Origin of the sequence: Bacillus haimaensis (assembly GCF_048270625.1) — a bacterium.
Taxonomy (GTDB): Bacteria; Bacillota; Bacilli; order Bacillales; family Bacillaceae_I; genus Sutcliffiella_A; species Sutcliffiella_A haimaensis.
Map to the genome: position 1 here is coordinate 4,006,988 of NZ_CP158164.1, position 17,544 is coordinate 4,024,531.

A 17,544-nucleotide genomic window follows, 5' to 3' on the forward strand; every position below is an offset into this window, starting at 1 on the left:
AAATTGAGCGATAAGGTATTCGGAATGAACGATGTAGTGGAAATGAAAAAAGCACACCCTTGTGGAGTGAATCGCTGGAAGGTGGTCCGGATGGGAATGGACATCCGCATCAAGTGCGAAGGATGCCAGCACACCGTGATGATGCCGAGGAAGGAATTCACAAGGAAGATCAAGAAGATCCTGGTGCGGAGCGAGGAAGAATAATCAGTAGGAGAACAGCTGTGCATTGGCAGCTGTTTTTTATTTACGCTGTTTTTCGCATATATTGTTGCATTTGACGTATATAACATACACACGCGACCTCCTTTACTTTCGTGCTCTTTTCCGATTTGGAAGCATTTTTCTAATTTGAATTTTTTGTTCTTATCGCTGTAAAAAATCCAAAAGCCGATTTTTTACGGACAAAAGCAACAAATTTTACGAAAAGAGCCTTATTTTATAGTTGGGTAATGTTGGTTTGCCTTGTCTTTTTTGGTGGTTGTATCTATAATTGTGGGAGATTGAAATATGTGTTAACGGAAAGTTAGGAGTGGATAAAATGGCTTTAACAGCAGGTATCGTTGGTCTTCCAAATGTAGGGAAATCAACGCTTTTTAATGCAATTACTCAAGCGGGGGCAGAGTCTGCCAACTACCCGTTCTGTACGATAGATCCAAACGTTGGGATTGTAGATGTTCCTGATGAACGCCTTCAGAAACTGACGGAGCTTGTGAACCCGAAGAAGACGGTTCCTACACATTTTGAGTTTACGGATATTGCTGGGATTGTGAAAGGTGCAAGCAAAGGGGAAGGTCTTGGAAACAAGTTCCTATCCCATATTCGTCAAGTGGATGCAATTTGCCACGTTGTGCGCTGTTTTGCTGACGACAATATTACACACGTAGCTGGTGGAGTCGATCCGATTGCAGATATCGAAACAATCAACCTGGAGCTTATTTTGGCTGATCTGGAGTCAGTGGATAAGCGTCTAGAGCGTGTCGGGAAGCTTGCAAAGCAAAAAGATAAAGAAGCGGTTTATGAGCATGAAGTGCTTGTAAAAGTGAAAGAAGCACTGGAGAATGAGCTTCCTGCACGTACTGTTGAAGTGACAGATGAGCAAGTGAAGTATCTGAAAGGCATGCATCTATTGACAAGTAAGCCTGTTCTTTATGTTGCGAATGTCGGGGAAGATGATGTTGCCGACACATCAGACAATGAATTTGTGAAACAGGTTCGTGAATTTGCGGAGAAAGACAACGCAGTAGTGATCACAGTCTGTGCAAAAATCGAGTCTGAAATCGTGGAGCTTGATGCAGACGAAAAAGCAATGTTCCTGGAAGAGCTGGGAATTCAAGAGTCCGGTTTGGATCAACTGATCCGTGCCGCTTACAACCTTCTTGGACTGGCTACCTACTTTACAGCTGGGGTTCAGGAAGTGCGCGCGTGGACTTTCCGTACTGGAATGAAAGCACCACAATGTGCGGGTGTCATCCATACGGACTTTGAACGAGGATTTATCCGTGCCGAAACGGTCTCCTACGAGGATCTACTGGCAGCTGGTACGATGACTGCGGCGAAGGAAGCAGGGAAAGTACGTCTGGAAGGTAAAGAGTATCTCGTGAAAGATGGAGATGTCATTCATTTCCGTTTCAACGTCTAAGGAAAGTTTGCAAAAAGACATGCGTTCTGCTATAATCTAAATTTGTGAGTAATGATTATTTATAATTGATTGCTCCTTGCCCATCTAAGGGCCGTTTAGACCAAAAGGAGGTGACTGTGATGAACAAGTACGAAATCATGTATATCATCCGTCCAAACATTGAGGAAGACGCTAAAAAAGCGCTTGTAGAACGTTTCAACACGATCTTGACTGACAACGGTGCAGAACTTACTGAAGCAAAAGAGTGGGGCAAACGCCGTTTAGCTTACGAAATCAATGATTTCCGTGACGGTTACTATATGTTAGTAAACGTGGCTACTGAGCCAGCTGCAGTTCAAGAGTTTGATCGTCTAGCTAAAATCAGCGAAGATATCATCCGTCATATTGTTGTTAAAAAAGAAGTTAAATAATAGTTGTCCTCTTTATGGACGTCGTCTCAAGGAGGAGTGGTTCTGATGTTAAATCGCGTAGTATTGGTTGGTCGCTTAACGAAAGACCCTGAATTGCGCTATACCCCAAGTGGAGTGGCGGTTGCTACTTTTACTTTGGCAGTAAATCGTACGTTCCAGAATCAGCAGGGCGAACGCGAAGCTGATTTTATAAACTGTGTAGTTTGGAGAAAACAAGCGGAAAACGCGGCGAACTTCCTGAAAAAAGGAAGTTTGGCAGGTGTTGACGGCAGAATCCAGACGCGCAATTATGAAGGCCAAGATGGAAAACGTGTATACGTAACGGAAGTAGTGGCAGAAGGTGTTCAATTCTTGGAGCCTAAAGGATCTGGTGGTTCTGGCGGTTCTGGAGGATATAACAACAATCGTCCTAATCCAAATCAAGATCAAGGCTATGGTTCATCTCCGTTTGGGTACGATCAGAACCAACAACAACGTAGCAATAACAACAACCAAGGTTATACTCGTGTTGATGACGACCCATTCAAGAATGATGGTCAACCTATCGATATTTCTGACGACGATCTTCCGTTCTAATTCTAGAAGGAATCGTTTTGATAAAAAAATTCTGGCGTAAAGCCAAAAATCCAATAGCAAAGGAGTGAATAACATGGCAGGAGGACGCAGAGGTGGACGCAACAAACGTCGTAAGGTTTGTTTCTTCACAGCAAACGGTATCACTCATATCGATTACAAAGATATCGATGTACTGAAAAAGTTCGTTTCCGAGCGCGGTAAAATTTTACCACGTCGTGTAACTGGAACTAGTGCAAAATACCAACGTAAATTAACGATCGCTATCAAACGCGCTCGTCAAATGGCATTACTACCATACGTATCTGGTGAGTAATCACGCACATATACAATAAAAGAGGAAGGCAGTGAGAGAATATCTTGCTGCCTTCCTTTTTGCTAGTTTGGGTACGAATAAAAGTCCTTGAAATTGATTGTAATAGTATCTAAAGGATAAACTATACATAAGTTTAACTAAAGTATTCATGGAGGTTTGTAAGCTTTGAAAACCAAAAATATTACAGAGGGAGCCGTATTGCTCGGAATCTTTGTACTGCTCCTCCTGATGACATTATTCATACCTGGAATCGGAGTCATTACCCTGTTTGCACTGGTTGTCCCTTTTGTCATCTATACGGTCCGGAACGACTGGAAATCGGGAATATGGTTTGCGGTGCTTGCCAATATACTGAGCCTACTGATGGGTTCTCCCGCAGCACTGGTTCTGAGCATTCCCATGAGCTCGGTCGGTGTGGTGATGGGCTATCTTTTCGCCAAAAATAGCAACCGCTATGCCATTTTAGGTGCGTCAACAGGAATGTATCTATTGAATTTGGTGCTAGGGTATGTGGTTGCCATTGTCCTTTTTGAAATAAATATTGCCGAACTGATAGATGAAATGCTGAATGACTCTTTGAAAAATGCAGAAGCAATGGCTACCGCGCTTGGTCAGAATTCTGTGGAAGCAATGGAACTCATGCAGCAGATGGTGGAGCAATTCAACTACCTTTTGCCGTCCGGTATGGTCACCATCGCATTTGTATTTGCCTTTATTTCGCAATTGATCACAGGGTTCGTCCTCAAGCGTCTGAAGGAACCGGTACAGCCTTTTCCTCCATTCCGTGATTTTATGCTGCCAAAAAGCCTGTTGTGGTATTACTTAATTGTCATTCTGCTTTCCCTGATGGAAATGGAGAAGGGCTCCGCACTTTTTCTGGCAACCATGAATTTATCCTATATCCTTATGCTGCTCATGACGGTGCAGGGAATGTCCTTTGTCTTTCACTTCTGCCATAAAAGAAAGATTGCCAAGGCAATACCAATCATTATGCTAATTTTATCCTTTCTAATCCCTCCGTTGCTCTATATAATAAGAATGGTAGGCATCATAGATTTAGGATTTGATTTACGAAAGAGAATAAAAAAATGAGACTTTACCCAAAGACATAAATATAAATAATGTATTGACTTTAAACACCCTGTTGATTTCCGTTCCAGGAGTTCGCTTTCCGCGGGCGGCCTCAGGGGCCTCCTCGGCGCTTTGCGCCTGCGGGGTCTCCCTTGACACGCTACTCCCGCAGGAGTCTCACCCCTTGAACTCCAATCAACAGGGGCGGCAGAATATCCATAATGTCCGCACTATATTTTTATTTTTCATGGATATATTTACATTATTCTCTGTTAAACGAAATTGTTGGTTTTTTATGAATGCTAGCTGTTGATTGGAGCAATAGGCGAAGACTCCTGCGGGAGGTAGCGGTAGGCTAGAGACCCCACAGGGCAAAGCCCGAGAAGGCTCAAGCAGCGCCCCTTGGGTCGCTGCGCCTAGTGCGGAAATCAACAGCGGTTCTTAACACAGACACAAAATAAACAGTAAATTGTTAATTAGGAGCTGAAAAATAAATGCCTAATTATTTTGAAAAACTGAATTTCCGTTATCCCTTTTATACACTGCTGCTCATTTCTGTGATTCAGTTTGGGGTAATTATGTTTTTCCAATGGCAAATAGGGCTAGTTAGTTTTCTGCTCCTTGGTATCGTCATTTACTTCTATATGAAAGTAGAACAAACAGCCAAAAAGGAAATGGAAACTTATATCTCGACCTTATCCTACCGGTTAAAAAAGGTGGGCGAAGAGGCATTGATGGAAATGCCGATCGGGATTATGCTCTACAACGATGACTATCAGATAGAATGGACCAACCCCTTTCTGGCCTCTTGTTTTCATGAGGAAACCTTAGTCGGCAGATCGCTTTATGATGTGGGGGAGAATCTGATTCCCTTACTGAAGCAGGACGCCGAAACCGAAGTGATCCCTCTTCATGATAGAAAATATAAAGTGGTAATCAAAAAGGCGGAGCGCCTTATTTACTTCTTTGATGTTACCGAACAGACACAAATTGAAAAGCAATATGAAGAAGAGCGCACAGTACTAGGTATTATCTTTCTTGATAATTATGATGAAGTGACCCAAGGCATGGACGATCAGACAAAGAGTGCCATAAACAGCCAAGTCACCTCCATCATCAATAAATGGGCCACCGAAAATGGCGTATTCCTTAAGAGAACTTCGATGGAGCGCTTTATCGTGGTATTGAATGAACACATATTAGTACAACTCGAAAAGAACAAATTTACCATACTGGATGAAGTCCGGGAACAAACGGCTAAACAAAGCATGCCGTTAACGCTCAGCGTCGGTATCGGAACAGGCGTCCCTTCCCTTCCGGAGCTTGGCCATCTGGCACAATCGAGTCTCGACCTTGCGCTTGGTCGGGGCGGAGATCAGGTTGCCATCAAGCAGACAAATGGAAAAGTACGTTTCTACGGCGGAAAAACCAATCCAATGGAAAAACGTACAAGAGTAAGAGCCCGAGTTATTTCCCATGCCCTTAAAGAACTGATACATGAAAGTGACAAGGTCATCATCATGGGTCATCGCTATCCGGATATGGATGCAATTGGAGCGGCTATCGGAATTGCCAAGGTGGCAGAATTGAATCAAAAGGATTCGTTCATCGTGTTAAATCAAAATGAGATGGATGCTGGCATCCAGCGTCTGCTTAGCGAATTGAAAAGTCATGACGAGCTGTGGGAGAAAATTGTCTCACCTGAGGAAGCCTATGATATGGCAACCAATGATACCTTGCTTGTGGTCGTAGATACCCATAAACCGTCGCTTGTGATTGAGGAAAGGCTTCTGAATAAGATTGAGGATGTCGTCGTCATCGACCACCATCGCCGCGGGGAGGACTTTATCGAAGATCCGTTGCTCGTTTACATGGAGCCATATGCGTCCTCAACAGCAGAGCTTGTAACGGAGCTTTTACAATACCAGCCAAAACGCATCAAAATCACCATGCTTGAAGCGACTGCCCTACTTGCTGGTATAATAGTAGATACAAAAAGCTTCACAGTCCGTACTGGTTCACGTACATTTGATGCCGCATCGTATCTGCGTTCCCAGGGTGCAGATACGATATTGGTGCAAAAGCTGCTAAAAGAGAATTTGGAACGCTTCGTTAAACGTGCAAAGCTAATTGAAAGCGCCTATCTCTATGAAGATGGAATCGTCATCGCAAAAGGTAATCCGGAAGATTCCTTCGACCAGGTCATGATCGCGCAAGCGGCTGACACCTTGCTTGCCATGAGTGATATCAATACCTCATTTGTGATTGCCCATCGGACTGGCGATATGGTAAGTATCAGCGCCCGTTCCCTTGGCGACATCAATGTGCAGGTAGTCATGGAGATGCTAGAAGGGGGCGGCCACTTGACGAACGCAGCGACGCAGCTAACCATGACGATAGATGAAGCGGAAGAGAAATTAAAAGAAGCAATTCGCGAATACCTAGAAGGAGGTACCAAGGAATGAGAGTTATATTCTTGAAAGATGTAAAAGGAAAAGGGAAAAAAGGCGAAGTCAAAAATGTGGCAGATGGCTATGCCCATAATTTTCTACTAAAACAAGGCTTGGCGATGGAAGCATCACATGGTAACCTTAAATCATTAGAGGCACAAAAAAATAAAGAAGTAAAAGAAGCAGAGCAAGAGCTTGAGAATGCAAAAGAACTCAAGGAAACGCTTGAAAAACTGACTCTGGAGTTCCAAACGAAGGCTGGAGAGGGCGGACGCCTATTCGGTTCCATCACCACCAAGCAAATTTCCGAAGAACTGCAGAAAAAGCACAAAATCAAAATCGACAAACGTAAAATGGAGTTGAACGATGCGATTCGTGCTTTAGGTTATACGAATGTACCGGTTAAGCTGCATTCCGATGTGATTGCAACGCTTAAAGTGCATGTAACGGAACAAAAATAATAGATTTTCAATAAAGCCAACAACCAGAAGATGCTCGGCAGCAGCCGAGTTTTCTTTTTTGCAACGGATTATATATAAAAAGCATTCATGCTTACGAGGGAGGAGGAACAAGGATGAGCGATCTTTTTGCTGACCGAATACCACCACAAAACATAGAAGCGGAACAGGCCGTCCTAGGTGCCATTTTCCTGGAACCATCGGCCCTTACCATGGCGGCAGAGCTGGTTTTACCAGATGATTTCTACCGTGCTGCCCACCAGAAAATCTTCAATTGCATTCTAAATCTATCTGACCGCGGAGAACCGATAGATCTTGTAACTGTCACTTCCGAGCTTGCCAACCTGAAGCTGCTAGAAGAAGTAGGGGGAGTTTCCTACTTGAGTGACTTGGCAAACTCGGTTCCAACCGCTGCCAATATTGAGTACTATGCAAAAATTGTAGAGGAAAAGTCCATTCTGCGAAGACTGATCCGTACGGCTACTAGCATCGCACAGGAAGGCTACTCCAGAGAAGACGAAGTGGCAGGCCTGCTGAACGAAGCGGAAAAGCAGATACTTGAAGTATCCCAGCGTAAAAATTCCGGGGTTTTCCAGAACATAAAAGACGTACTTGTGAAAACCTATGACAATATCGAAACGCTCCACAATCGTAAAGGGGAAATTACCGGTATTGAAACAGGATTCACCGAGCTTGACCGTATGACAGCGGGTTTCCAGCGAAATGACCTGATCATTATCGCTGCACGTCCTTCTGTTGGTAAAACAGCATTCGCTCTGAACATCGCTCAGAATGTTGCCGTAAAAGCTCGTGAAAATGTGGCCATCTTCAGTCTGGAGATGGGTGCAGAGCAGCTTGTCATGAGGATGCTCTGTGCGGAGGGAAACATCAATGCTCAGAACTTAAGGACAGGCCAATTGACGGCTGAGGACTGGAGCAAGTTGACCATGGCGATGGGAAGCCTCTCCAATGCGGGAATCTACATTGATGATACACCAGGTATCCGAGTGAGCGAAATACGCTCCAAATGCCGCCGACTGAAGCAAGAGAGCGGCCTTGGCATGATTCTGATCGATTACCTGCAACTGATCCAGGGAAGCGGCAGAAACGGCGGAGAGAACCGTCAGCAGGAAGTATCCGAAATATCCCGTTCCTTAAAAGCATTAGCGAGGGAATTACAGGTTCCAGTAATCGCCCTGTCCCAGCTTTCCCGTGGTGTAGAGCAGCGTCAAGATAAGCGCCCGATGATGTCCGATATCCGTGAATCCGGAAGTATCGAGCAGGATGCCGACATCGTTGGCTTCCTATACCGTGACGATTACTATGACAAAGAGAGTGAAAACAAGAACATCATTGAGATCATCCTGGCCAAGCAGCGTAACGGTCCAGTTGGAACGGTCTCGCTGGCGTTTGTAAAAGAATATAACAAATTCGTTAATCTGGAGCGCAGATTTGATGATGAATCTGTACCTTCGGGGGCATAATAAAAGGCATCTACACTGGTAGATGCCTTTTTAATATGTAAATTGTCCTAGGAATATAAGCTTAAGGGGAAAGATGAAGGACTCGACAAATTGTAAGATACATCAAAAATGTTATAGAACAAATAATATTGCAAAAAAACTGTAATATTTACGAACAAATAACATTGGTATTTTAAAAAACGTTCGTGTTTTGGTTGACTTTCTCAAGTTCACCTGATAAACTTACTTTGGTTGAAAATAGTAAAAAAAAGTCTACATATTTAGTGGAGGTGTACGAACTATGGCATCAGTAGTCGTAGTAGGAACACAATGGGGCGATGAAGGAAAAGGCAAAATCACGGATTTCCTTTCAGAAAACGCAGAAATGATCGCGCGTTACCAAGGTGGAAACAACGCAGGACATACAATTAAATTCAATGGTGAAACGTATAAATTACATCTAATCCCTTCTGGAATTTTCTATAGCGATAAGATTTGTGTTATCGGTAACGGGATGGTTGTCGATCCTAAAGCTTTAATCACAGAACTAAAATATCTTCATGATCGCGGAGTAAGCACAGATAACCTTCGCATCAGTAACCGTGCACATGTCATCTTGCCTTATCATCTTAAACTGGATGAAGTGGAGGAAGAGCGTAAGGGTGCAAATAAGATTGGTACAACGAAAAAAGGCATCGGGCCAGCGTATATGGATAAGGCAGCACGTGTTGGAATCCGTATTGCAGATCTTCTTGACCGTGAGCTTTTCGAAGCGAAATTGGCACACAATCTTGCTGAGAAAAACCGCTTACTAGAAAAGATGTACGAAGCGGAAGGCTTTAAGCTGGAGGACATCTTGGACGAGTATTACGAATATGGCCAGCAATTCGCGAAATATGTAACAGATACGTCCGTTGTGTTGAATGACGCATTAGACGATGGCCGCAGAGTGCTATTCGAAGGTGCACAAGGCGTTATGCTGGATATCGACCAAGGTACGTATCCGTTTGTTACATCCTCTAACCCTGTTGCTGGAGGAGTGACAATCGGTTCCGGTGTCGGCCCATCTAAAATCAATCACGTAGTTGGGGTAGCGAAAGCTTATACGACTCGTGTTGGTGATGGTCCATTCCCGACAGAACTAGACAATGAAATTGGTCATCAAATCCGTGAAGTTGGAAGAGAGTACGGTACAACTACTGGAAGACCCCGTCGTGTCGGTTGGTTTGACAGTGTAGTGGTACGTCACGCTCGCCGTGTTAGTGGGCTGACAGATCTATCTCTTAACTCTATTGACGTGTTAACAGGTATTGAGTCCCTGAAAATCTGTGTTGCATATAAGTACAAAGGCGAAGTGATGGAAGCTTTCCCGGCCAGCTTGAAAATCCTTGCTGAATGTGAACCGGTATACGAAGAAATGCCAGGTTGGACAGAGGATATTACAGGCGTAAGAAGCCTTGATGAGCTTCCGGAAAATGCGCGTCACTACATCGAGCGTGTTTCCCAGCTTACAGGCATTCCTCTATCCATTTTCTCTGTAGGACCAGACCGCTCTCAGACGAATGTTGTAAGAAGCGTGTACGCGAATAAATAATATATTTAAAATAGGGATGGTTGCTTTCTTAATAAGCAGCCATCTTTTATTATTGGTTCTATCAGAGAATAGTATTGGCTATATGACTACAGCTGTTGATTGGAGTAATAGGCGAAGACTCCTGCGGGAGGTAGCGGTAGGCTGGAGACCCCACAGGCGAAGCGGAGGCTCCAGCACCGCACCGCGGAAAGCGCAGCCTAGTGCGGAAATCAACAGCGGTGTTTAACCGGAACACTTTGTTTAAATCTTTTTTAAAAAAGACTATTGCTTTAATGTATGCTATTATGCTATTATTAAAAACGTCGTCAAAACAGTAGATTGTTAGACACTTAAGTGCCATTAGCTCAGTCGGTAGAGCATCTGACTTTTAATCAGAGGGTCGAAGGTTCGAGTCCTTCATGGCACACCATTGCAAGGCCCATTGGTCAAGCGGTTAAGACACCGCCCTTTCACGGCGGTAACACGGGTTCGAATCCCGTATGGGTCACCATTTTATTTTTAAGCTTCTAAGGTCCCGTGGTGTAGCGGTTAACATGCCTGCCTGTCACGCAGGAGATCGCCGGTTCGATCCCGGTCGGGACCGCCATTTTTATTTACATATCTAAATTAGGCTCGGTAGCTCAGTCGGTAGAGCAATGGACTGAAAATCCATGTGTCGGCGGTTCGATTCCGTCCCGAGCCATCCCAAAAAGCACGCCGCTTTTCAAAACTCGAAAAGCGGCGTGCTTTTTAATATTTCATAATTATTGTAAATAAACCCTTCATTATACAAAACTACCAAAATAGCCTCATCGATTATACCAATTATGTAAGAAAAATTACCCATTTAGATAACTATTTAAGGAAAAACCACTAAAAATCGCCTAAATATGACAACAATAATACAATTATGTTACATCTTTTGTTCTACTATTCTATTCTTTTATAGTTATATGGTATGGTAAAGAAGTCGAAAAATTTACGTAGGTATCGAAATACCTAGTAATCTTTCAACAAATAAACATGTTCTTTTTGTAGAGGAATGGAATCAGGGGGATTTAACCATGATCAGCCAAATAAAGTCTATATATAGTACATACACAAAAAAACTAAATATGAAACATAAAATACAAAACAATCGTTTTTCCGTACTGACAAAGAAGGCATTGCTTACTACTGTTGCCGTAGGGACGTTATCAATTGGCGCAGTAGCTGCTCAAGCAAGTGAAAATTCCCTTTTAGGGACAATCTACCATGTCTATGTAAATGGAGAACGCGTTGGAGCAGTGGATGATAAAGGCCTCTTGGACAAAACAGTCGAAGCAAAGATTCAAGAGATGCAGAAGAATTTCAAAGATCTTGATCTTACTGTTGGAAACCAGCTTTCCGTTTTACCGGAAAAGGTATTCAGACCTTCCACTCAGAACAAGGATACTTTAGATAAAGTTACAGCTGAGTTGGAAGTACAGGCAAATGCTTCTGCCATAACGGTTGACGGAAAAGAAATCGTGTTGCTGGGCAGTAAAGAAGATGCTGAAAATGTAGTAAAGCAACTGACTTTAGACTTTGTCTCCGAGGAGAAATTGAAAGAGTTTGAGCAACGAAAGAAAGTCGATGTGGAGCTTCCAGAAATCAAAGTGGATGAGTCTCGTATATTAGACGTTCAAATGAAAGAAAAAGTTTCATTTTCTGAGAAAAATGTTAATCCTTCTGAAGTATTAACGGTGGAGGAAGCGGTGAACCTTCTGAAGAAGGGTGTCAAGGAAGAGGAAAAGTACGAGGTGGCCCAAGGGGACGTCCTAGGGGATATCGCTGAAAAGCATGATCTTACTTCTGAAGAGCTATTGGCTTTAAATCCTGACATCAAGGAAGACTCTTTACTGAAAATCGGTTCTACGTTAAACGTTACGGCATTAAAGCCGTTTGTACATGTGGTAGTAAAAGAGGAATCCTCCCGTAATGAAGAAATCCTTTACGAGCAAGAAGTAGTGGAAGATGCGGATCTTCCAAAAGGGGAGACTAGAGTTAAACAGCAAGGTGTAAATGGAGAGAAAAACATTCAAACCATCGTCACAAGAGAAAATGGTGTTGAAGTCAATAAAGAGGTTACACACGAAGAAGTGTTGAAAGAACCTGTTAAGCATATTGTACTAAAAGGAACAAAGGTAATCCCGTCACGTGGCAGCGGTTCACTTGCATGGCCGGCAGTAGGCGGTTATGTATCAAGTAAAATGGGACATCGTTGGGGTAAGATGCATAAAGGTATCGATATCGCACGTCCAAGCGATCGTACAATCAAAGCGGCTGATAATGGTGTTGTAGAGTCAGCAGGCTGGGATGGCGGTTATGGCAATAAGATCGTAATCAATCACCAGAATGGAATGAAGACTACGTACGCTCATTTGGCATCCATTAATGTATCAGTTGGACAAACAGTAGCTCGAGGAGCAAAAATCGGGGTAATGGGAACAACTGGTCAATCGACCGGAATTCACCTGCACTTTGAAGTGTACCAAAACGGTCAACTAAAAGACCCAATGCAATTCTTAAACTAAGATAAACATCCAAACCTCTAGCAGACGATAAAAAGCTAGAGGTTTTTCTTTCTTTTTGACTGTGTGTTTATGACTATTCTAATTTTATTTGAATCTAGCTGTTGATTGGAGCAATAGACGAAGACTCCTGCGGGAGGAAGCGGTAGGCTGGAGACCCCGCAAGGCGAAGCCTGAGGAGGCTCCAGCATCGCCCCGCGGAAAGCGAAGTCTAGTGCGGAAATCAACAGCGGTTTGCAATGAGATTCCTGCTTTTCTGTTATTAGATGCTTTACCGAGCTTTACATGGTAAAGTATTTAGTATAATGCACATAGAAAACTTAAATGATACTAATAGATAGATGTGATAAGGAGCGAATACGCGATGGAAAAGAAAATATTAGTTGTAGACGACGAGAAACCAATTGCAGATATATTGAAATTCAACCTTCAAAAAGAGGGTTATGATGTTTATTGCGCATATGACGGCGAAGAAGCAGTCAACAAAGTGGAAGAAGTTCGCCCTGACCTGATTCTATTGGACATCATGCTGCCTCAAAGAGATGGAATGGAAGTTTGCCGTGAAGTCAGGAAGAAATATGAAATGCCAATTATCATGCTTACTGCCAAGGATTCGGAAATAGACAAAGTTTTGGGCCTTGAACTTGGTGCGGATGATTATGTCACGAAGCCTTTCAGCACACGCGAATTAATCGCACGTGTAAAGGCGAATTTGCGCAGGCATCAACAGAAAGGTAATGAAGTGGATGAACCGACCGAGATTGCCATCGGCTCGCTTGTGATTCACCCGGATGCCTATATGGTGACAAAGCGCGGCGATATGATCGAGCTGACGCATCGCGAGTTCGAATTGCTTCATTATCTGGCTAAGCATATAGGACAGGTCATGACCCGTGAGCATCTGCTGCAAACTGTCTGGGGCTATGACTATTATGGAGATGTCCGTACAGTCGATGTAACAGTGCGACGCCTCCGCGAAAAGATAGAGGACAATCCAAGCCATCCTACATGGATTGTAACTAGAAGAGGAGTTGGCTATTACCTGCGACAATCCGAGCAGGAATAATACTCATGAAAAAAGTTGGTTTCTTTCGCTCCATTCACTTAAAATTTGTGTTGATATATGTCCTGTTGATCTTGATTGCCATGCAGATCATCGGGGTTTATTTTGTAAGTAAGCTTGAAAAGCAATTAATTAGCAATTTTTCAGACTCTCTAGACGAACGGATATCGTTATTGACTTACAGTATAGAGCAGGAAATCAAGAAGCAACGGGATGATACGACGTTAACCATCGAAGAGGATATCCGGAATGTCCTGCAGGATGTTACCATGGAGGACATTTTGGAGGTACGGGTCATCAATAACAAAAGCAGGGTTTTAGGAACGTCAGATCCATACAATCAAACTAGAATGGTAGGGAAAAGGACAACCGACCTGCTTATTAAACGTGCACTTGCAGTGGGACAATATTCCGAGGACGATGCCATTGATCGTAATACAGGAGACCGTGTACGCATTATTGCAGCTCCCATAAAGACGAACAGTCAGGAAATCATAGGTGCTATCTATATGAAGGCATCCATGGAAAATGTTTATGCTCAAATGCGTCAAATTAATAGTATATTTACGGCTGGGACAACGCTTGCTCTGGCCGTAACGGCTGTATTGGGAGTGCTGTTGGCGCAGACCATTACGAGACCGATGTCGGATATGAGAAAACAGGCGTTGGAGATGGCGAGAGGGAACTTTTCGCGAAAGGTAAACATATATGGAAACGATGAAATAGGGCAACTGGCACTTTCCTTTAATAACCTGACACGGAAACTCCAGGAAGCTCAAGCAACAACAGAGGGAGAAAGACGTAAGCTGAGCTCGGTCCTTTCTCATATGACAGATGGGGTTATTGCGACAGACCGGAAAGGCAGGGTTATCTTGATCAATGAGCCGGCACTCGGGATGTTAAACGTTTCACGTGAAACAGTTCTGCAAAAACCGATAGTGGAAGTCCTTGATATCATAGAAACGCATACCTTTGATAGTTTAGTATCGGAACAGGAAACGCTTATCCTGGACTTCAGTACAGATAAGAAACCGTTGATTCTTCGCGCCAGCAACTCCATCATACAGAAGGAAACAGGATTCATTAACGGTTTGATAACGGTTTTACATGATATTACTGAACAGGAGAAGATAGATCAAGAGAGACGGGAATTCGTTGCAAATGTTTCCCATGAACTTCGAACTCCTTTGACCACGATGCGCAGTTATTTGGAGGCATTGGCGGAAGGTGCGTGGAAGGATGACGAGATTGCGCCGAAATTCCTGGATGTGACCCAGACGGAAACCGAGCGTATGATCCGTCTGGTAAATGACTTGCTTCAGCTTTCCAAAATGGATACTAGGGATTATCGTTTTAATAAAGTATCCGTCGATTTTGTGGAATTCTTCAATAGGATCATCGACCGTTTCGAGCTATCGAAATCCCAAGAGGTGACGTTTGTCCGTGACTTGCCTGGAGAAGCAGTGTGGGTGAGTCTGGATGAGGATAAAATTACCCAAGTGTTGGACAATATCATCTCAAATGCCATGAAATATTCTCCTGAAGGTGGTACTATCACTTTTGCAGTCCATATAGAGGAAACAGCCAAGCAGATATTAGTAAGCATCAGCGACCAGGGGGTAGGAATACCTAAAGCTGATCTGTCCAAGGTATTTGATCGTTTTTATCGCGTGGATAAAGCGCGGACGCGCATGCTTGGGGGGACTGGCTTAGGGCTTGCCATTGCAAAAGAAATGATTAATGCACATAATGGGGACATTTGGGCATCAAGTCAGGAAGGGAAGGGAACAAAGATTTTCTTTACACTTCCTATCACGCAAGAAGAACAAAAGGATGATTGGTCATGAAATACGAAAATCTGAAGTCACTTATATTAACCATCCTTGTCTTGACCAGCCTGGTTCTATCCTGGAATCTGTGGACTTTTCAACCGTCATTGGACTATACAAGCAATGAAAAGCTGCTTCGAAATGTGGAAATCAGTAAAACGGAAGAGCCGGAAAACATTATTCGCCCTTCCAAAATCCTATATCATTTCGATGGGGTGCACTATGGAACGATTGAGAATCAGGAAATTCTCCGTTTTACCAAAGAAATGAAGAAGTGGAGTCTATTTGATATAGATCCCACTTCCACCTTGATCGAGGAAGAGGAATTTATTCCTTTTATGCATGACTATGGGAAGATTGAAGTGATATTCCCTGATGATATTCCATTGGAAACCTTGAGATACCTTATTGGATTTACCGACGAAGAAGTACCGAATGGAACAGTGGACCGTCTATTGATAGACATTAATAATCAAGGGGAGAAAAGTACGCCTGTCCTTCACCTGGTCAACTATGAAGATCGAAGGATGTATAAAGCGAAGGTCAACAATATCTCCCTCTCTACACTTAAAGAAAAATTCTATACCCCCTCCGTTATATATAACGAGTATGTAAGTATTGCTGTAGAGGAGGACCGGTATATTTTCGTACCTAAGGCACCAGCAGAAATGCCAAGAATGAACTTCCTCACAGATTCGATCAATCCGGATGAGTTCAGGGATGCATTATTCAATGATCCAAGTGTCGTGACAAAGGATCAGATGAATGTTGGGGAAGTGTATACGGATAGTGAAAGATTCATGAGCGTGGACCGTACGTATACACAGCTTCAGTATGTAAATACCGTATTGCCTAATGAGGCCAATTCCCCTGATTTTAATGTGATTGAACGAGGAATAGACTTTGTGAACGAGCATAGCGGCTGGACGGATAAATTCCAATTCTCACGCTGGAATGTATCGGACGCAGATTATGAAAGAGTCGTTTTTCAATTACATGTCGGAAATTACCCTGTGATGAACCGTGATGGGTTGACCGAGATAAATCAGGTATGGAGAAACAATGAAGTGTATAGCTATTCACGCCCCATCTATCAACTGGGGCCACCGATAAATGATCCGCAGACTACAATTCTTCCACCTGCAAGCCAAGTGGAGCGTGAATTGAATGCCCTGAAGAACCTGGATATGTCAACGGTTCAGGATATCAGGGTCGGCTACGAGCTAAAACGTGAAATGGATTATCAAGGAGTATTCATATTGGAGCCAGTATGGATGTACCTTGATAACAACAGCTGGTCAAAGGTCATTTTCAAGGAAAAAGATGAACTGGGAGGGGGAATGTAAATGGATTGGCGGAAAACAAAGACCATTTTCATTATTACATTTCTCATCCTGAATATCTTTTTGGCTTCGCAAATATTTGAAAAGAGAAATGAAAATCAATGGGATCTCATTACAGAAGCTACAATTGAAGAGCAGTTCGAAGCAGATGAAATCACCTATGAGAATCTTCCAAAGGAACAGGTGTCCGAAAGCTACATCAGTGGAAAGAGCTATAAGTTTTCTGTTGAGGACAAGGAAGCGTTAGAGAAAAAAGGGCAAACGGTCGAGATTGTCAACGAAACAGTTCTCGTTGGTGCTTTCAAAGAGCCTATACCAACGCCTGAAACCGAATTGGAAACCAAGCTTCCTTCACTGCTGAAAGACCAATTATTGTTCAACGATAAATATGACTATAAGTTCTATCGTAAAGGGGAAAAGGAGCTTATCTTCTTTCAATCCTATAAAAAAGGGTTGATCTATAGCAACAATGAAAGTGGCATGCTTAGTTTATATCTGGATGAGGAAAACAATATCGTCTCCTATAAACAGACCTTGATTTCCGATTTGGAGGAAATGGACGAAGCACAGGAACTGATAACGGCCTTCAATGCATTGGAAAACCTGTATAATATGAATGAACTGAAGCCGGGAAGTCATGTGACGGATGTCAAACTTGGCTACTATACGTTAGTGCAGATTACATCTTCGCACGTACTGACACCCACCTGGCATATTGTCGTCAATGGGGAACAGGATTTCTTCGTCAATGCATTGGAAGGCCAGATCATCCGAAAAGAAAATAGAACATTGGAGTGAAGTGAC

Annotated in this window: 15 protein-coding genes and 4 tRNA genes; all 19 read left to right on the plus strand. The window is 43.2% G+C overall.

The window, feature by feature from the left end; translation table 11 throughout:
- Window positions 1–3: 3 nt before the first annotated feature.
- The 19 genes from ABN702_RS20425 to ABN702_RS20515 all read left to right on the plus strand — a co-directional run bounded on the left by ABN702_RS20425 (window position 4) and on the right by ABN702_RS20515 (window position 17,538).
- On the plus strand, window positions 4–204 hold the full coding sequence (locus tag ABN702_RS20425) for a DUF951 domain-containing protein (protein WP_417898442.1): 201 nt from the start codon (window positions 4–6) through the stop codon (window positions 202–204).
- Between the two features lie 334 nt (window positions 205–538).
- Window positions 539–1,639, plus strand: a complete 1,101-nt coding sequence (gene ychF, locus ABN702_RS20430) for a redox-regulated ATPase YchF (RefSeq protein WP_417898443.1) — start codon at window positions 539–541, stop codon at window positions 1,637–1,639.
- Between the two features lie 119 nt (window positions 1,640–1,758).
- Window positions 1,759–2,049, plus strand: a complete 291-nt coding sequence (rpsF, locus tag ABN702_RS20435) for a 30S ribosomal protein S6 (RefSeq protein ID WP_386644776.1) — start codon at window positions 1,759–1,761, stop codon at window positions 2,047–2,049.
- A gap of 45 nt (window positions 2,050–2,094) precedes the next feature.
- On the plus strand, window positions 2,095–2,625 hold the full coding sequence (gene ssb, locus ABN702_RS20440) for a single-stranded DNA-binding protein (RefSeq protein WP_386644773.1): 531 nt from the start codon (window positions 2,095–2,097) through the stop codon (window positions 2,623–2,625).
- Between the two features lie 73 nt (window positions 2,626–2,698).
- The gene (gene rpsR, locus ABN702_RS20445; protein ID WP_204413332.1) at window positions 2,699–2,938 is read left to right on the plus strand and encodes a 30S ribosomal protein S18; all 240 of its coding nucleotides are present in this window, start codon (window positions 2,699–2,701) and stop codon (window positions 2,936–2,938) included.
- 165 nt (window positions 2,939–3,103) lie between these two features.
- Window positions 3,104–4,030 carry a YybS family protein gene (locus ABN702_RS20450; protein ID WP_417898444.1) on the plus strand — a complete coding sequence of 309 codons (927 nt, stop codon included), beginning with the start codon at window positions 3,104–3,106 and terminating at the stop codon, window positions 4,028–4,030.
- A gap of 473 nt (window positions 4,031–4,503) precedes the next feature.
- Window positions 4,504–6,474: a DHH family phosphoesterase gene (locus tag ABN702_RS20455; RefSeq protein ID WP_417898445.1), complete on the plus strand. Its 1,971-nt coding sequence runs from the start codon at window positions 4,504–4,506 to the stop codon at window positions 6,472–6,474.
- Window positions 6,471–6,920, plus strand: a complete 450-nt coding sequence (gene rplI / locus ABN702_RS20460; protein ID WP_417898446.1) for a 50S ribosomal protein L9 — start codon at window positions 6,471–6,473, stop codon at window positions 6,918–6,920. Before ABN702_RS20455 ends, rplI begins: the two co-directional genes overlap by 4 nt.
- Before the next feature lie 113 nt (window positions 6,921–7,033).
- Window positions 7,034–8,401, plus strand: coding sequence for a replicative DNA helicase (dnaB, locus tag ABN702_RS20465; RefSeq protein ID WP_417898447.1), 1,368 nt, complete (start codon window positions 7,034–7,036; stop codon window positions 8,399–8,401).
- 280 nt (window positions 8,402–8,681) lie between these two features.
- The gene (locus ABN702_RS20470; protein ID WP_417898448.1) at window positions 8,682–9,974 is read left to right on the plus strand and encodes an adenylosuccinate synthase; all 1,293 of its coding nucleotides are present in this window, start codon (window positions 8,682–8,684) and stop codon (window positions 9,972–9,974) included.
- Between the two features lie 333 nt (window positions 9,975–10,307).
- Window positions 10,308–10,383, plus strand: a tRNA-Lys gene (locus tag ABN702_RS20475).
- A gap of 6 nt (window positions 10,384–10,389) precedes the next feature.
- Window positions 10,390–10,464, plus strand: a tRNA-Glu gene (locus tag ABN702_RS20480).
- Window positions 10,465–10,484: 20 nt separating this feature from the next.
- Window positions 10,485–10,560 (plus strand) — tRNA-Asp (locus tag ABN702_RS20485).
- 23 nt (window positions 10,561–10,583) lie between these two features.
- A tRNA-Phe gene (locus ABN702_RS20490) sits at window positions 10,584–10,656 on the plus strand.
- Window positions 10,657–11,017: 361 nt separating this feature from the next.
- Complete coding sequence (locus tag ABN702_RS20495) at window positions 11,018–12,508, plus strand: peptidoglycan DD-metalloendopeptidase family protein (protein ID WP_417898449.1); 1,491 nt, start codon at window positions 11,018–11,020, stop codon at window positions 12,506–12,508.
- 361 nt (window positions 12,509–12,869) lie between these two features.
- Window positions 12,870–13,571: a response regulator YycF gene (gene yycF / locus ABN702_RS20500; RefSeq protein ID WP_386644752.1), complete on the plus strand. Its 702-nt coding sequence runs from the start codon at window positions 12,870–12,872 to the stop codon at window positions 13,569–13,571.
- A gap of 5 nt (window positions 13,572–13,576) precedes the next feature.
- Window positions 13,577–15,415 (plus strand): cell wall metabolism sensor histidine kinase WalK, encoded by a 1,839-nt coding sequence (walK, locus tag ABN702_RS20505; RefSeq protein ID WP_417898450.1) that lies wholly within the window; start codon window positions 13,577–13,579, stop codon window positions 15,413–15,415.
- On the plus strand, window positions 15,412–16,743 hold the full coding sequence (locus tag ABN702_RS20510) for a YycH family regulatory protein (protein ID WP_417898451.1): 1,332 nt from the start codon (window positions 15,412–15,414) through the stop codon (window positions 16,741–16,743). The genes walK and ABN702_RS20510 overlap by 4 nt, the downstream gene beginning before the upstream one ends.
- Window positions 16,744–17,538 carry a two-component system regulatory protein YycI gene (locus tag ABN702_RS20515; RefSeq protein ID WP_417898452.1) on the plus strand — a complete coding sequence of 265 codons (795 nt, stop codon included), beginning with the start codon at window positions 16,744–16,746 and terminating at the stop codon, window positions 17,536–17,538.
- The last annotated feature ends 6 nt before the right edge of the window (window positions 17,539–17,544 follow it).

Excerpts from the sequence above, each read along its gene's own strand:
- ychF (WP_417898443.1), top strand. The coding sequence starts at position 539 with ATGGCTTTAACAGCAGGTATCGTTGGTCTTCCAAATGTAGGGAAATCA.
- rpsF (WP_386644776.1), top strand. The coding sequence starts at position 1,759 with ATGAACAAGTACGAAATCATGTATATCATCCGTCCAAACATTGAGGAA.
- ssb (WP_386644773.1), top strand. The coding sequence starts at position 2,095 with ATGTTAAATCGCGTAGTATTGGTTGGTCGCTTAACGAAAGACCCTGAA.
- rpsR (WP_204413332.1), top strand. The coding sequence starts at position 2,699 with ATGGCAGGAGGACGCAGAGGTGGACGCAACAAACGTCGTAAGGTTTGT.
- ABN702_RS20455 (WP_417898445.1), top strand. The coding sequence starts at position 4,504 with ATGCCTAATTATTTTGAAAAACTGAATTTCCGTTATCCCTTTTATACA.
- rplI (WP_417898446.1), top strand. The coding sequence starts at position 6,471 with ATGAGAGTTATATTCTTGAAAGATGTAAAAGGAAAAGGGAAAAAAGGC.
- dnaB (WP_417898447.1), top strand. The coding sequence starts at position 7,034 with ATGAGCGATCTTTTTGCTGACCGAATACCACCACAAAACATAGAAGCG.
- ABN702_RS20470 (WP_417898448.1), top strand. The coding sequence starts at position 8,682 with ATGGCATCAGTAGTCGTAGTAGGAACACAATGGGGCGATGAAGGAAAA.
- ABN702_RS20495 (WP_417898449.1), top strand. The coding sequence starts at position 11,018 with ATGATCAGCCAAATAAAGTCTATATATAGTACATACACAAAAAAACTA.
- yycF (WP_386644752.1), top strand. The coding sequence starts at position 12,870 with ATGGAAAAGAAAATATTAGTTGTAGACGACGAGAAACCAATTGCAGAT.
- walK (WP_417898450.1), top strand. The coding sequence starts at position 13,577 with ATGAAAAAAGTTGGTTTCTTTCGCTCCATTCACTTAAAATTTGTGTTG.
- ABN702_RS20510 (WP_417898451.1), top strand. The coding sequence starts at position 15,412 with ATGAAATACGAAAATCTGAAGTCACTTATATTAACCATCCTTGTCTTG.
- ABN702_RS20515 (WP_417898452.1), top strand. The coding sequence starts at position 16,744 with ATGGATTGGCGGAAAACAAAGACCATTTTCATTATTACATTTCTCATC.